This is a genomic window from Pseudomonas sp. Marseille-Q5117 (assembly GCF_946901175.1).
GTDB classification, from domain to species: Bacteria; Pseudomonadota; Gammaproteobacteria; order Pseudomonadales; family Pseudomonadaceae; genus Aquipseudomonas; species Aquipseudomonas iranensis.
Genome location: NZ_CAMPPP010000033.1, coordinates 1 through 15,072, shown reverse-complemented (window position 1 = coordinate 15,072; position 15,072 = coordinate 1). Strand labels below are relative to the sequence as shown.

At 59.4% G+C, this 15,072-nt stretch carries 10 protein-coding genes and 1 pseudogene; 5 read left to right on the top strand and 6 right to left on the bottom strand.

The genetic code is table 11. From position 1 onward, the window contains the following. The 6 genes and pseudogenes from OC605_RS27895 to OC605_RS27870 all read right to left on the bottom strand — a co-directional run. Positions 1 to 517: pseudogene (locus tag OC605_RS27895) on the bottom strand (RHS repeat domain-containing protein); the annotation flags it as partial. Positions 518 to 539: 22 nt separating this feature from the next. Beyond that, positions 540 to 842, bottom strand: coding sequence for a hypothetical protein (locus OC605_RS27890; RefSeq protein ID WP_262140497.1), 303 nt, complete (start codon positions 840 to 842; stop codon positions 540 to 542). Between the two features lie 3 nt (positions 843 to 845). After that, positions 846 to 5,501: an RHS repeat protein gene (locus OC605_RS27885; protein WP_262140496.1), complete on the bottom strand. Its 4,656-nt coding sequence runs from the start codon at positions 5,499 to 5,501 to the stop codon at positions 846 to 848. After that, positions 5,501 to 6,238 (bottom strand): DUF4123 domain-containing protein, encoded by a 738-nt coding sequence (locus OC605_RS27880; protein ID WP_016771514.1) that lies wholly within the window; start codon positions 6,236 to 6,238, stop codon positions 5,501 to 5,503. The genes OC605_RS27885 and OC605_RS27880 overlap by 1 nt, the downstream gene beginning before the upstream one ends. Continuing rightward, positions 6,228 to 8,270, bottom strand: coding sequence for a type VI secretion system tip protein TssI/VgrG (gene tssI, locus OC605_RS27875; protein WP_125918680.1), 2,043 nt, complete (start codon positions 8,268 to 8,270; stop codon positions 6,228 to 6,230). The genes OC605_RS27880 and tssI overlap by 11 nt, the downstream gene beginning before the upstream one ends. A 134-nt stretch (positions 8,271 to 8,404) precedes the next feature. Then, positions 8,405 to 8,920, bottom strand: coding sequence for an Hcp family type VI secretion system effector (locus OC605_RS27870; RefSeq protein ID WP_007949952.1), 516 nt, complete (start codon positions 8,918 to 8,920; stop codon positions 8,405 to 8,407). Between the two features lie 438 nt (positions 8,921 to 9,358). Between OC605_RS27870 and OC605_RS27865 the strand changes: the two genes are divergently transcribed. From OC605_RS27865 to OC605_RS27845, 5 genes are all read left to right on the top strand, one after another. Further along, positions 9,359 to 10,981: a methyl-accepting chemotaxis protein gene (locus OC605_RS27865; protein WP_133334930.1), complete on the top strand. Its 1,623-nt coding sequence runs from the start codon at positions 9,359 to 9,361 to the stop codon at positions 10,979 to 10,981. Continuing rightward, a complete protein-coding gene (locus OC605_RS27860; RefSeq protein WP_262140495.1) occupies positions 10,981 to 11,529 on the top strand; it encodes a chemotaxis protein CheW in 549 nt (182 codons plus the stop codon). The genes OC605_RS27865 and OC605_RS27860 overlap by 1 nt, the downstream gene beginning before the upstream one ends. Further along, the gene (locus tag OC605_RS27855) at positions 11,526 to 12,797 is read left to right on the top strand and encodes a CheR family methyltransferase (RefSeq protein WP_262140494.1); all 1,272 of its coding nucleotides are present in this window, start codon (positions 11,526 to 11,528) and stop codon (positions 12,795 to 12,797) included. Before OC605_RS27860 ends, OC605_RS27855 begins: the two co-directional genes overlap by 4 nt. Beyond that, on the top strand, positions 12,794 to 13,477 hold the full coding sequence (locus tag OC605_RS27850; protein ID WP_262140492.1) for a chemotaxis protein CheW: 684 nt from the start codon (positions 12,794 to 12,796) through the stop codon (positions 13,475 to 13,477). Before OC605_RS27855 ends, OC605_RS27850 begins: the two co-directional genes overlap by 4 nt. Continuing rightward, positions 13,474 to 15,072: chemotaxis protein CheA (locus OC605_RS27845; RefSeq protein WP_262140491.1), on the top strand; the 1,599-nt coding region annotated here is incomplete at its 3' end. The genes OC605_RS27850 and OC605_RS27845, both read left to right, overlap by 4 nt.

Sequence of the window (15,072 nt, the reverse complement as noted above, 5' to 3'; positions counted from 1 at the left end):
AGGTCATTTTGTCCGAGGAGGTTGCCTGCCGGGTCGTGAGCGAAGCTCTCTGGCATGGCGCCGCGTACGCTGATCAGTCGGTCGAGTGGATCGTAGTGATAGCTGCGGTTGCCTTTGCGGCTGTCGTTAATACCGGCGAGGTTGCCGTTGGCATCGTAGTTGTAGCGACGCTGGAACAGGTGCTTGTCCCGTTGGCTGACGCTGTGGGCCTGTAGTCGGCCCTGTTCATCGTATTGGTATTGGCTAAGCAGCAAGCCTTGTTGGCGTTGTTGCTCGCGACCGGCGTTGAACTGGTGGCTGGTCAGGCGAGAGCCGTTGAGGTCGATGCTGCTCAGGCGTCCACCGGACAAATGACGGTAATCGAGCGTGCAGCCATCCGGCAGACGGCAGTGGCTGAGCTGGCCGACGTTGTCGTATTCGTAGCGCAAGGTGCCCCAGACTTGGTGTTCCTCGATGAGTTGGTCTGCAAGTCATGTTTATAGGCGAAAGGCTAACGACCGTCGTCGACGCTGGCTAGTCAACGCGAGCTCGTCGATCCATTAAATTTTTACTTTATTCAATGTATGATCTAACGCTTTTTCAAGATCGGCCCAGGTTTTGGCCGTTTCGGTGTATATAGGCGATGCCCAATTTTGATTTGCGATTAATGAGATTCTGAAGGCGCCGTGTTCACTGAATTCGGGATACCAGCCAATGTCTATTATTTGCTCGTGCGGGAGTAGCGCTTGCAAAAGATCCTCCCTTAATTCATTTGTAATGAGCGCAATATCCGATCCGGCTAGGCTGGATATTTCGTCAAAAGTTATCTTGCCGCCAAATTTCTTTATGTTTTCAAGATTCATAAATCATTTCTTCTTTTTCGTTAGTTTTCTAAACGATTCTTCTGATATTGGATGTCCATGTATTGTGTTTGCACTTAACTCCACTCTCATGTACTGAGTTTCTTTTCCGTCATTGGCGCCTATGGTTTTTCCCATGTCAATTACTTTCCATGGTTTTCCGTTGTTAACATCTTGACCATTTGCAAACGCGTGCCGCTCTAACGCTTCAATGTCCGTGCCGGGTAGATATTTAGCTGCACCTCCATTAGCGGTCGATTTTACAACCGATGGCCAGGGAGCCTTAGGCGCCACATGTTTATTGCCATGATTTGTCCATTGAACGTCGGGAGGAGGCGGGGCTCCATCGCTTACCCTGGCTTTTCCTTCAGGTATTTCAGCGCTTTGCCCCGGAACGCATTTATCTCCGCCTGGACAAGTATTCAACCCTAGGGGATCCACCCACCCCGTAGGGTTAGGCACGTACTGGTAGCTATTCAACCCGCCCGCAAGCTTGATCGGATCCGGCGTCAAGAACCGGCCAGTCCCCGGATTGTAGTAGCGGTGGCGGTTGTAATGTAACCCTGTCTCGGCGTCGAAATACTGCCCTTGAAAACGCAGCGGATTATCGATTTCGCTGACGTCCAGCGCCGCGAGGTTACCGTAGGCGCGGTGCTTCGCTGACCACATGATCTCGCCGCTGTAATCGGTGAGTTCCTGCGGTGTGCCGAGGTGGTCGAGTTGGTAATAGAACGGTGCTGCTTTTAGTGGGCCTTCGCCGTCGAGCATTGCCAACGGGCGGAAGGTGCCCGGTTCGTAGATGTAGCTGCGATAACGATTTTGTGCGCTTTCGGCGATGAATCGTTCGCCTTGCCAGAGGAATTCAGTGGTATGGCCGTCGACGGTTTTCTCGATGCGGCGGCCAAAGGCGTCGTATTTGTAGGTGGCGGTGCTGCCGCCTGGGAGGCTGACGCCGATCAAGCGGTGTTGGCAATCGTAGCGGTATTCGGTGACGAGTTTTTGTCCGGTGCCGCGACTTTCACGGGTCAGGTTGCCATAGGCGTCGTAATCGTAGTGGCGGTCGCCTTGCATGAGCAGGCGATTGCCTTTGACGTTGGCGAGATTCGCAACGGGCAGGTCATTTTGTCCGAGGAGGTTGCCTGCCGGGTCATGGGCGAAGCTCTCTGGCATGGCGCCGCGCACGCTGATCAGGCGATCCAGCGGGTCGTAGTGATAGCTGCGGTTGCCTTTGCGGCTGTCGTCGATTCCGGCGAGGTTGCCGTTGGAGTCGTAGTTGTAGCGACGCTGGAACAGGTGCTTGTCCCGTTGGCTAACGCTGTGCGCTTGCAGACGTCCCTGTTCATCGTATTGGTATTGGCTAAGCAGCAGACCTTGTTGGCGCTGTTGCTCTCGACCGGCGTTGAACTGATGAGAGGTCAGGCGAGAACCGTTGAGGTCGATGCTGGTGAGTTGCCCGCCAGGCTGGTGGCGGTAATCGAGTTTGCTGCCATCGGGCAAGCGGCAGTGCTTGAGCTGACCGACGCTGTCGTATTCGTAGCGCAGAGTGCCCCAGCCTTGGTGCTCCTCGATGAGTCGGTCTTGGAGATCGTATTTGTAGGCGAGCGGCCAATGGCCGTCGTCAACGTTAACGAGGCGACCAAGCGCGTCGTAGCTGTAATGAATCTCTTCGCCATCGGGCAGCGTCTTGACCAGCAAACGGCCAGCGGCATCCCGCTGATATTCGGTGGTCAGTTCGCTACCGTCATCGCCGAACTCGGTTTTCTTAAGCAGTTGGCCGTTCAGGTCGTACTCGTACGCGGTGCGTCGGCCGTCGAAGCCGGTTTCCTGCTGGATCAGGCCGTTGGCGTAGTATTCGAGGTGGTAGTGCTCGCCACGCTCGTTTTCAATTTCAGTGAGCAGCAGGCGCGAGTTGTCGTAGCGATAGCGCAGTTGGCTGCCGTCGGGATTGATGCGGCGGCTGACGAGGTGCAGATTATCGGCGTATTCGTAGCGGGTGATGCGGCCGAGCTCGTCGCGTTCGGCGGTGACTCGACCGTATGCGTTGTATGTAAATGCCCGTGTTGCTCCACCGGGCAAAGTAATTTGTGCCAGGCGATTCGCGGCATCCCATTGGAAGTGCGTGATGGCGCCGTTTTCGTCCTGACGTATGATCTGCCGGCCGAGTGCGTCGTAACGGTATTTGCGCTGACTACCATCAGGCAGGCGCTCTTCCAGTAGCTGGCCGAGACTATTCCAGCCCAACCGGTGCCGGCTGCCATCGGGCAGGCCGATTTCCTGCAAACGCCCCCGACGGTCATAGCTGTAGTAGGTGGTGTTGCCGTCCGGATCTGTCTGCTGGGTGATATCGCCTTGATTATTGCGCTGATATTTCCAGACTGCTTTACCGCGAACGACCTTACTTACGAACCCACGGCTATATTCGTAGCCCGTTGGTTCGTCTTCTGGAGGTATGACCGCGACCAGATGCCCTGATTCGTTGTATCGGTATTCGGTGATAGCTCCGAGCGGATTTTGCTCTGCAACCAAGCGTCCCTTATCGTCATATGCTTTGAGATTTTCGGCTCCGTCCGGATCAATTTGAGCAACCAGTCGGGCCTGGTCGTCGTGGGTGTATATCTCTTCGCTACCGTCTGCGTTCGTGACAGTAACGCTTCCTTTATCATCCCAAACATAGCGAGTATCCATCTGCGAGAAGTTCGCCCAGTGATGAATACAGCGTGCAGATTTGCCCTCTTTTTCCCATTCCCAATAGAAACTGGCACCTCCGGCTAAACGGCGCTCGAGAATGACGTTTTGATCGTTATAGGCGTAACGCTCGGCTTCTCCGGCGGCGTTTTTCGCTTCAATCAAGCGATGTTGCGAATCGTAGGCATAACTGATGATCGTCTGGACAGTGGTCCATACATCTTCCAGATTGTCTGCGGGTGTGAACTGTTGATAGTCGACTGCCACAATGTGTTTACGGTCGTAGCGCAACAGCAGGGCACGACCGGCACCATTGTCGATACGTTTGATCCGACCGTGAATATCGCGCGTGACATGAAGGCGGTTGTCGTATTTGTCACTGATGGCTATCAGTGTTGCGCCTTTGCGATCGTAGCGGAAGTGATAGAACTGAGCATGCTCGCCAGCCTGAGTGAGAATAAGTTCTGAAGGATCGTCCCCGATGAAGATGGCTGCTTCCGAGAGGCTATTGGTTATCGCCGGGCGTTGAATGCTTGGAAGTGGGAAGGTGATCACCCGGTTTTCATGATCAGTCCATACCACTTCATCGGCGTTGATTTCTATCCGTTGGGCTAACGCGTGGCTCCAGCCAAAACCCAGCCCACAATCGATTTCCGCTGCGCTGGTCCGATAGAGACGAGTCCAGCTAAATGGTGCAGGCCCTCCGAGCTCTCCATCGGTCAGCGTCAGCAGCTCTTCGCCAGTGACCATGGAGACCGGGCAGCCGTTAGTGCAAGTGTTCTTTGCGCAAGTTGCGCTTTTTTCATCTGGGGTCTTGGATTGTGCAGGGGCATCGTGCCGGGTTTTCGGGGTTTCGACGGTGGTCACACGCTTCCCATCAAAACGCAACTCGGAAATCCCGTTCCTGACCTTCGCCGTCACCCCTCGGGCCGCCACTGCGGTGTACTTGGCGACATACTCCATAAAGCCGTTGATGATCTTGAACACCGACTTCACGAAGCCGATCACAGCCTTGATGACAAGCTCTCCGTACTTCTTGAGTCGGGCCGCAAGGTAGATGACGCCGGTACCTTCTGCCGCGATGGTCAATACCACGCCGATCACGATGTCGATCGCAATGCCAACGACAATGGCCGTGGTCATCTTCGCTACATCGCCCGCCATCTTCATCGGCGGCAAGCCCGCCAGCCAGATCACCGCACTGCGCACCAGCAAAAACAAAGCCGCTTCGTCACTGGCCAGCAACATGGCCTTTTTCATGATGTCCGGCGAGCTTTTGGCGACTTTGATCAGCTCGTCTGCGCCAGCGCCGAGATCTTTCGCAAACTTTCCTGGGTCCTGGAGGATGTCGAGCACGAGACTGATGCCGTCCCACACGCCCTTGATCGCTTCCCAGCCACCTTCAAGAATGCCGTTGCCGATGGCCATGGCTGTGCCGGAGGTCGAAAGATTCGACCATTGCGGTTTGAAGCCGGCCCATTCCTTGCGCAGGAAACCTTCAAGGTCCGCAGTCACGCCGCTGTAAGAACTGAAGAGGGCGTCGATCTGCGCCGGGGTCACTTCGTTATGGACGCGAATCGTGTAGAACTTGCCGGGCACACCGCCGGTCCATTCGGCTTTGCCTTGGGCGTCGAGTTTGACCTTGCTGACTGCGCCACCGTCCACAGCAACGATTTCGACTTCGATATCACCAACCGGAATGTCGTAAACCGATTCGAATTTGCTCTCGATCAGCAACGGACCTTTGAGCGGACATTGAGCTACGTTCGAGGTGAAGTTACCGTCGGTCATGCTCACCGCTTTACTGGTGTTGCCCACCTTGATGACACGCTCCATACCCAACAAAGACGGCATGTCAGCGGCACGGCTACCCTTGTCGAGGGCCTGTGCATACCAGGTTTTGGTTTGTTCCTGATACAGCTTCAGACTGTCCTTGAAGGTGTTCAGTTGGTTGTCAACAAAGGCAACGCGATCCATCAGCCTTGCTCCAGAATCAGGTGGTTTATCAATGCTTCTTTAAGATTTTGCGGCGCATCCGGGCGGCGCACGAAGCGGGTGATTTTCAGCTTCAGATTGTTCTCGGGCCACGCGGTGTAGAGGTCCGGGCGGTCTTCTTCCAGCCATTGCATCAGGTTGCTGACCAGCGTCGCCGGATTGTCCTTGCTCAACCCTTCCAACAACCCCTTCGGCACCTCCCACCACGGCCAGTCCCGCACCTTCGGCACCACCCGCGTGCCCACTTCCAGCGCCTGCCCATTGATCAGATACCGCTCAAACACCGGCAGCACTTCTCCAGCCTTCTCCCCAAGCCCCCGCAGAATCGGATAAATATGCCGCCCATCCCAAAACCGGAAAAACACCTCTGTGCCATCCGGCATTTTTACCTGCGTCAGGCTGCGCAGATGCTCGAACACTTCGTTCGGTTCTGAACGCGATACCGCCAGCCAGCCCCAGTCGAGGGCGTCGGTTTCGGCGATCCATGGCAGGAAGGCGGAGTTGGCTTTGAGTTCGGTGAGGTAGGGCATCACCGGTTGCCAGGTGGAGTAGGGCGTGCCGCCCCAGATCGGAATGAGCTGGGCGGTGGGTTCGGTGAGGTACAGGGTTTTCAGGGCGTCGGCATCGCTGGCCGCGCTGACGATCAGGTACAGGCGCTCGCCGCTTTGCAGCGGCTGTTGCGCCAGCCAGTCCTTGGGGGTGATTGGTTCAGATGGCACAGGCACCTGCCTTGCATTTTTCGCATTCTTCACAGAACGGCGCGTTACGTTTGAGGGTGTTGATCTGCGCCGGGGTCAGGACTTGGCCGGCCTTGTCGGCATCCGCTTGTTTCAACACGCCGGGCATCAAGGGCGCAGCACCAGTCCCACTGCCAGGGCTGCCACCGGAATTCATGTTGATCACCGGCCCGCTCATGGTCACGCCGCCAGCATCGATCTTGATGAAGCTGCCGCCGCCGACCAGGGTCAGCTCCGCACCGGCTTCCATCACCACTTTCATGCCGCTGCTCAGGTGGATTTCTTGCCCGGCGTCGATGAACTGTCCGGTGCCGATCTTGATGTGCTGGTTGACGCCGACGGTGAGGTGGTCGTTGGCGCGGGTTTCGACTTTGCGGTCGGCGTAGACGGTGTGGTGTTCTTCGGCTTTGAACTCCGTGTAGCTGTTTTGCTCGACGGTGTCGTGGCGTTCGTTGCCGACGCGGATTTTCTGGTCGTGCTCGATGTTTTCGTCCCAGTCGCGCTGGGCGTGCAGGTAGATCTGTTCCTGACCTTTTTTGTCTTCGATGCGCAGTTCGTTGTAGCCACCACCGCCCATGGAGCTCAGGGTCTTGAAGGTGCTGCGGGTCTTGTTCGCCGGCAGTGGATAGGGGACGGTGTTTTCCTTGTGGTACAGGCAGCCGCTGATCAGTGGCTGATCGGGGTCGCCTTCAAGGAAGGTGACCAGCACTTCCATGCCGATGCGCGGGATGGCGATGCCGCCGTACTGGGCGCCGGCCCAGGCGCTGGAGACGCGCAGCCAGCAGCTGGTCTTGTCGTCGGCCTGGCCTTCGCGGTCCCAATGGAACTGGACTTTGACCCGGCCGTATTCGTCACAGTGGATTTCTTCGCCTTTCGGGCCGGTGACCACCGCGCTTTGGCTGCCGAGGATGCGCGGTTTCGGGTGGCGTAGCGGTGGACGGTTGGGCACGTCCCACGGCGTGGCCTGGAAGCGGTTGCGGTAGCCCTGATGGAAATCGTCTTTCAGCGCGGTGGTGTCGCTGGTCACCGACTCCTCGAGCACTTGCGGCTGCTTGCCTTCGTGCAGGACTTCGGTGAGCAGCCAGAGGTCGTTCCACTTGGCTTTCGGGTGTTCGGTCAGAGCGAGAAAGTGGCCGCTGACCAGCAGTGGCTGATCACTCTTGCCTTCGGCGAGCTGGAAGTCGCTGCGATGGCGTTCGAGGGCGCGTTTGGCCAAATGCTTGCCGCGCTCGCGGTCGATGAAGCGGCCCGGGTAATCGTAGTCTTCGAGGTCTGGCAGGGCGTCGCCACGGTTTTCGCTTTCCAGGGTCAGGCGCGGTTTTTCGAAGTCGTAGTCGCGGCGGGTGGTGCGGCTGGTGCGGGTTTCCAGGCGCAGGTCGAAGCGCTTGATCACCGGGTTGCTGGCGACCATGCCGGAGTCTTGCTGATAGGGCACAGGGGCCAGTTTCGGGAACACCGTCTGGTCGTCGCCGAACACCAACTTGTGCGCGGTGGCGCTGTGCTGGAAGTGGAAATGAATGCCTTCCTCTTCGCACAGGCGCTGGATGAAATGCAGATCTGACTCATCGTATTGCACGCAGTAGATGCGTTCAGGATAGATCGAACCGGTCTTGAATTCGTAGGCGTTGCCTTGAATGCCATGCTCTTCCAGCACCATGCCGATGATCTTCGGCACGCTGAGGTTCTGGAATATGCGCTGGTTGATGCGGTGCGCCAGATACGCCAGTTGTGGGCGCAGCGTTACAGAATAACGGGTCAGGCGCTTGCCGGAATCGCCTTGCGCGGCGCGGTAGATCTGCCCGTGAATGCCGCTACCGTCAGGCGACAGCTGCAGAAAGGCCGGTTTGTGCAGCAGGGTTTCGAGGTCCAGCGACGGCTGCTCACTGACCAGCTCCACCTCAAAGACAAAAGGCTGGCTGATGGCTTCCCGGCCGGTGAGGGTAAACACCTGAAAGTCGGCGGAAAGCCCTTCGATGGTCAGGGCAAAGTGGGTTTCATTGGCCGGCGCGAACATCCCTTGTTCCTCGTGCTGTACAGCGGCGCTCGTCGACGACCGCAAAAAAGCGGCTCAACGTACGCGAAATTCTGGAGGGGCGTAAACAACATCGACCAGCAGAGCTGGCCGATGCGTGTAACGGTCAGCCGTAATTAAACGACTGGAGCACGCCAGTCATCGGAACCCGAAGTACCGGATACTTCGTGGGTCCAGGTGATTTTGCGGTAGGTGAACTGCACTTCTTCCAGGTGGGTGAAGTGCGCGTTGCCTGGATCCTGGCAGTTGTGCATTTTGTTGTTGATGGCGACGATGATCGCGTCTTCCAGTTTGGTGGTGTAGTAGTGCTCTTGGGTGCCTTGGGCCGAAGTGCGGTACCACTGGATAACGATTTCGCTCATGCGCTCGCCGGAAGTCAGAGCTGCTTGCAGCAGTGGCGAAGCCTTGTCGTAGACCTTGGTGATCACAACTGGCTTGTGTACGCGCTGACCGGTTGGCTGACCGGATTGCGGGTCACGCGGGATGATCACGTCGTGGGTGAAAGCCTGAACCATGACCTGGTCTTCGTGGCCTTCCTGGTAAGTGTTGCCAACGGAGTCGGCGGTGAAAGCGCCGGCAGTGATCAGGCCTTGTTTTTCGCCGGTAACCGACATGTACGCTGGTGTTGCCATGGGGTGCTCTCCTTGCGGATAAAGTTAGGGTGCCCGGAGGCGAAATCGCCCGGTGGGTGGCTGAGGGTTATCAAGGAGCGTGCCAGGTTTTGTGAGGTGCCCGGATGGCGGGGGCGCCACGGTAGTCGGTGATCATTCGGGGCGATTTTCAGCGGGCAAGTCGGGAGAAAGTGCGCAAGAAGTTGCGCAGTACTGCGCAACTTCTTGCGCACTTGGCTGCAGGCCTTGCACCGCTTGGGCTACAGGGGATTCAGGCCCTGAAATATTACGGGCTACTGCGCAACTTCTTGCGCAGTTGGCGATTTGCCGGGACCGAGGTGACTGCTTCGCGAGCAGGCTCGCTCCCACAGGGACAGTGCTGCCAGCGAAAGCGTCTTATAAATGAAACACCGCGCTCGGCTATACTCCCCGCATTTCGATCAGGCACGAGGATTCACTGTGAAGAACTGGACGTTGCGCCAACGCATTTTGGCGAGCTTTGCGGTGATTATCGCCATCATGCTGTTGATGGTGGTGCTGTCCTACTCGCGGTTGCTGAAGATCGAGGCCAGTGAAAACAGCGTGCGCGACGATGCCATCCCCGGCGTCTATTACAGCTCGATGATTCGCGGCGCTTGGGTCGACAGTTATTTGCAGACCCAAAAACTGCTCGGCCTCAAGGAAGGCCAGGGCGTTTCCAGTGAAGACGCTGCCGACTACAAGGCGTTCGAGGCGCGTCTGCAAGAACATATGGCCAGCTATCGCAAGACCATGGCCACCGATGAAGACCGTTCCGAATTCGCCCTGTTCGAGAAGTACCACGATACCTACATGCAGATTCAGGATGCCGTGCTGGACCTGCACAAGCGCAATCTGGAAGCCGATGCCATCAAGCTGTTCAACGAGAAGCTGACCCCGGCGTGGTACACCGGACGCATGAAGCTCAACGACATCATTGGCGAGAACAAAGTTGTTGCCGATACCGCCATGGCCAACATCGACGACGCGGTGGCAACGGCCAAAGTCAGCATGGTCATTTCCCTGCTGGTCGCGGTGCTGGCCGCCGGCCTATGTGGTCTGCTGCTGATGCGCGCGATCATGGCGCCGATGAACCGCATCGTGACCATCCTCGACATCATGCGCACCGGTGATCTGAGTTCGCGCCTGAACCTTGATCGCAAGGACGAGTTCGGCGCAGTCGAAACCGGCTTCAACGACATGATGACCGAGCTGACGTCGCTGGTATCCCAAGCCCAGCGCTCCTCGGTGCAGGTGACCACCTCGGTGACCGAAATCGCTGCCACGTCCAAGCAGCAACAAGCCACCGCCACCGAAACCGCAGCGACCACCACCGAAATCGGCGCAACCTCTCGCGAAATCGCCGCGACCTCGCGGGATCTGGTGCGCACCATGACCGAAGTGTCCACCGCTGCCGATCAGGCCTCGGTGCTCGCCGGCTCCGGCCAGCAAGGCCTGGCACGCATGGAAGACACCATGCACTCGGTCATGGGTGCGGCGGATCTGGTCAACGCCAAACTGGCGATCCTCAACGAGAAGGCCGGCAACATCAATCAGGTGGTGGTGACCATCGTCAAAGTGGCTGACCAGACCAACCTGCTGTCGCTCAACGCGGCGATCGAAGCCGAGAAGGCCGGCGAGTACGGTCGCGGTTTTGCCGTGGTCGCCACCGAAGTCCGGCGTCTGGCCGATCAGACCGCCGTGGCCACCTACGACATTGAACAGATGGTCCGCGAGATCCAGTCGGCGGTGTCGGCCGGGGTGATGGGCATGGACAAGTTTTCCGAAGAAGTACGCCGGGGCATGTCGGAAGTGCAGCAGGTCGGCGAGCAGCTGTCGCAGATCATCCATCAGGTGCAGGCACTGGCGCCGCGCGTGCTGATGGTCAACGAAGGGATGCAGGCCCAGGCCACTGGCGCCGAGCAGATCAACCATGCGCTGGTGCAGCTGGGCGATGCCAGCAGCCAGACCGTCGAGTCGCTGCGTCAGGCCAGTTTCGCTATCGACGAACTGAGCCAGGTGGCCGTCGGCCTGCGCAGCGGCGTTTCGCGATTCAAAGTCTGATGAGCGAAATCATCGCCAAACGTGGCGCTGCGCCAGTGGCGAAGCAGGCGCTGTTTCTGCTGTTTCGCATCGGCAGCGAGCGCTATGCCTTGCGCGCCACCGAAGTGGCCGAAGTGCTGCCGCGCCTGCCGCTGAAACCGATTGCCCGGGCGCCGCACTGGGTAGCCGGGGTGTTCGCCTACCGCGGGGCGGTGGTGCCGGTGATCGATCTCAGCGCGCTGACTTTCGGCCGACCCGCCGAGGCGCGCACCAGCACGCGGCTGGTGCTGGTCAATTATCAGCCGGATCAAGCGCAAGCAGTGCAATGGCTCGGGCTGATTCTCGAGCAGGCCACCGACACGCTGCGCTGTCATCCGCAAGATTTCCAGCCCTACGGCCTCGATAACCGCGAGGCGCCGTACCTCGGCCCGGTGCGCGAAGATGCGCAGGGATTGCTGCAATGGGTGCGGGTCAATGACTTGCTCGATGACGCCGTGTGCAGCTTGCTGTTCCCCGATCCGCCGCGTGATCCGCCGCGTGATCCGGCGCAGCTTGAGGCGCAGCCATGAGCAGTGAGCAGCGCTTTTTCGATTTCCTCAAGGAACGCATCGGCCTTGATGTCGCGTCGGTGGGCGCGGCGATCATCGAGCGTGCCGTGCGCCAGCGCACCACGCTGTCCCAGGCCGCCCACGCCGACGAATACTGGCAGCTGTTGCAAGGCTCGCGGGATGAACAGCAGGCGCTGATCGAAGCGGTGATCGTTCCGGAAACGTGGTTTTTCCGGTATCCGGAATCCTTCGCGACGCTGGGCAAACTGGCGCGAGGTCGGCTTAAAGAACTCAACAATATGCGCGCGTTGCGAATTCTGAGCCTGCCGTGCTCGACCGGCGAAGAACCCTACTCGATTGCCATGGCCTTGCTTGATGCCGGATTGCAGCCGCATCAGTTCAAGGTCGACGGCATGGACATCAGCCCGCTCTCGGTGGAAAAGGCGCGGCGTGCGGTGTATGGCAAGAACTCCTTTCGCGGTCAGGATCTGGAATACCGCGAGCGACATTTTTTTGCCGAGCAGGACGGCCACCGGGTCAACGAATACGTTCGCGAACAAGTGCGCTGGCAGGTCGGCAATGTCCTCGATCCGACGCTGTTTGCGAGCGAGCCAGCCTTCGATTTCGTGTTCTGCCGCAACCTGCTGATCTACTTCGACCAGCCGACGCAAAAGCAGGTGTTCGAAGTGCTCAAGCGCCTGACCCATGTTGACGGCGTGCTGTTTATCGGCCCGGCGGAGGGCAGTCTGCTCGGGCGTTTGGGCATGCGCTCGATCGGCATCCCGCAGTCGTTCGCTTTCAGCCGTCATAGCGAGCCGCACCCCGAACCACTGCCGACACCCAAACTGGTCGCCGTGCCGGTCAGCCAGCCATTGCGCAGCGCGCCGCCAGCGCCAGTGCGCAATCGGCCGTTCGCTGCCGTGACGCCTTTGCCGGTAACGAAAAAAACTGCCAACCCCGACGCCGCGACATTGCTGGCGCAAATCGCTGCACTGGCCAACGAAGGCAAAAGCGCCGAGGCCCGTGCCGCGTGCGAACACTATCTGCGCAGCCATGAGCCGGTGGCGCAGGTGTTCTACTGGCTCGGCCTGCTCAGCGATGTCGCCGGCCTGAGCCTCGAGGCCCAGGGTTTTTATCGCAAGGCCTTGTACCTCGAACCGCAACATCCCGAAGCGCTGATGCACCTGGCGGCGTTGCTGCAGGCCCAGGGCGACACGGCGGGTGCCCGACGATTGCAGGAGCGCGCCGCCCGCAGCGGGCGCACCGCCGACAGTGAGCGTAAACGATGAACGCGTCCGACACCTTGAACGTTACCCACGAAGACGCCCGCGCCATCGACGATTGCTGGAACCGCATCGGCATCCATGGCAACAAATCCTGCCCACTGCTGGAAGAACACATTCATTGCCGCAACTGCTCGGTGTATTCCGCCGCCGCCACACGCCTGCTCGACCGTTATTCGTTGCAGCAGGACCAGCGCGAAGCAGTGGTCAGCAAAGTCGAAATCGACGTCAAGACCCGCTCGCTGCTGATGTTTCGCCTCGGCGAGGAATGGCTCGGACTGGCCACGCGCACGCTTGTCGAAGTTGCGCCGTTGCAGGCGATACATTCGCTGCCGCACCAGCGCTCACGGGCCTTGCTCGGCGTGGCCAATGTGCGCGGCGCGCTGGTGGCGTGCCTGTCGCTGGTGGAACTGCTCGACCTCGACGGCAGCGTTGCGCCGGCCAGCGGCGGGCGAGTCATGCCGCGCATGCTGATCATCGCTGCCCATGGCGGGCCGGTGGTGGTGCCGGTAGACGAGGTCGACGGCATTCATGCCATCGACGAACGCATCCTCGACGCGGCGTCGCAGTCCGGTGCGCAGGCCAGTGCCAAATACACCCGAGGCGTTCTGCAATATCGCGGTCGCAGCCTGCGCTGGCTGGACGAAGAACAGCTGTTGTCCGCCGTGACCCGGAGCCTGACATGACCCCCGAGCAAATGCGCGATGCCTCCCTGCTCGAGCTGTTCAGCCTCGAAGCCGAGGCCCAGACCCAAGTGCTCAGCGCCGGGCTGCTGGCGCTGGAGCGCAATCCGACCCAGGCCGATCAGTTGGAGTCGTGCATGCGCGCGGCGCACTCGCTCAAAGGTGCGGCGCGCATTGTTGGTATCGACAGCGGCGTCAGCGTCGCCCACGTCATGGAAGATTGCCTGGTCAGCGCTCAGGAAGGGCGTTTGTTGCTGCGTCCCGAACACATCGACGCGTTGTTGCAGGGCACCGATCTGCTGATGCGCATCGCCACGCCGGCCAACGCGCCGCAACCTGCGGACATTGAAGCCTACGTGACGCTGATGGGGCGTTTGCTCGATCCGTCGGCGCCAGCCGCTGTGGTTGCCACGCCGCCGATGGCCGAGTTGCAGATCGAGCCCGCGCCAACAGCGACAGCGCCGATCATGGACGAGCCCGCCGAGCCGACCCCGGGCAAAAACAAACGCACCACCGAAGGCGGCGAGCGCGTCTTGCGCGTCACCGCCGAACGCCTGAACAGCCTGCTCGATCTGTCGAGCAAATCGCTGGTGGAAACCCAGCGTCTCAAGCCGCATCTGGCGACCATGCAGCGCCTCAAACGCATGCAGAACAACGGTCTGCGCGCGCTGGAAAGTCTCAATGTGCACCTGAAGGAGCATGCGCTGAGCCTGGAAGCGCTCGAGTCGCTGGAAGATGCGCGACGTTTGCTCGCTGAGTCGCAGCAACTGCTCAGCGAGAAAAACGCCGAACTCGACGAATTCGCCTGGCAGGCCAGCCAGCGTGCACAAGTGCTCTATGACACCGCGCTGGCCTGTCGCATGCGCCCGTTCGCCGATGTGTTGAGCGGGCAGGCGCGCATGGTTCGCGACCTCGGGCGCAGCCTTGGCAAACAAGTGCGCCTGGAGATCGAAGGCGAGAAAACCCAGGTCGACCGCGATGTGCTGGAAAAGCTCGAAGCACCGCTGACTCATCTGCTGCGCAACGCCGTTGATCACGGCATCGAAACCCCGGAACAACGCCTGCTCAAGGGCAAGCCGGAAGAGGGCCTGATCCGCCTGCGCGCCTCCCATCAAGCCGGTTTGCTGGTGCTTGAATTGAGCGATGACGGCAATGGCGTCGATCTGGAAAAAGTCCGCCGCAGCATCGTCGAACGGCAGTTATCCCCAGCCGAAACCGCAGCGCAATTGAGCGAAGAAGAACTGCTGACCTTCCTGTTTCTGCCGGGCTTCAGCCTGCGCGACAAGGTTACCGAAGTGTCCGGGCGTGGCGTCGGCCTGGACGCTGTTCAGCACATGGTCCGCCAATTGCGTGGGGCTGTGGTGCTGGAGCAGACGGCGGGCGAGGGCAGTCGTTTCCATTTGGAGGTGCCGTTGACGCTTTCGGTGGTGCGCAGTCTGGTGGTGGAAGTCGGTGAAGAGGCTTACGCGTTCCCGCTGGCGCACATCGAACGCATGTGCGATCTGGCTCCCGAAGACATCGTGCAGGTCGAGGGGCGTCAGCATTTCTGGCATGAAGGCCAGCACGTCGGGCTGGTCGCGGCCAGCCAGTTGCTCAAT

Bases quoted from the DNA above. Each gene is read 5' to 3' on its own strand.
- OC605_RS27890 (WP_262140497.1), bottom strand. From the start codon at position 842: ATGAATCTTGAAAACATAAAGAAATTTGGCGGCAAGATAACTTTTGAC.
- OC605_RS27885 (WP_262140496.1), bottom strand. From the start codon at position 5,501: ATGGATCGCGTTGCCTTTGTTGACAACCAACTGAACACCTTCAAGGAC.
- tssI (WP_125918680.1), bottom strand. From the start codon at position 8,270: ATGTTCGCGCCGGCCAATGAAACCCACTTTGCCCTGACCATCGAAGGG.
- OC605_RS27870 (WP_007949952.1), bottom strand. From the start codon at position 8,920: ATGGCAACACCAGCGTACATGTCGGTTACCGGCGAAAAACAAGGCCTG.
- OC605_RS27860 (WP_262140495.1), top strand. From the start codon at position 10,981: ATGAGCGAAATCATCGCCAAACGTGGCGCTGCGCCAGTGGCGAAGCAG.
- OC605_RS27855 (WP_262140494.1), top strand. From the start codon at position 11,526: ATGAGCAGTGAGCAGCGCTTTTTCGATTTCCTCAAGGAACGCATCGGC.
- OC605_RS27850 (WP_262140492.1), top strand. From the start codon at position 12,794: ATGAACGCGTCCGACACCTTGAACGTTACCCACGAAGACGCCCGCGCC.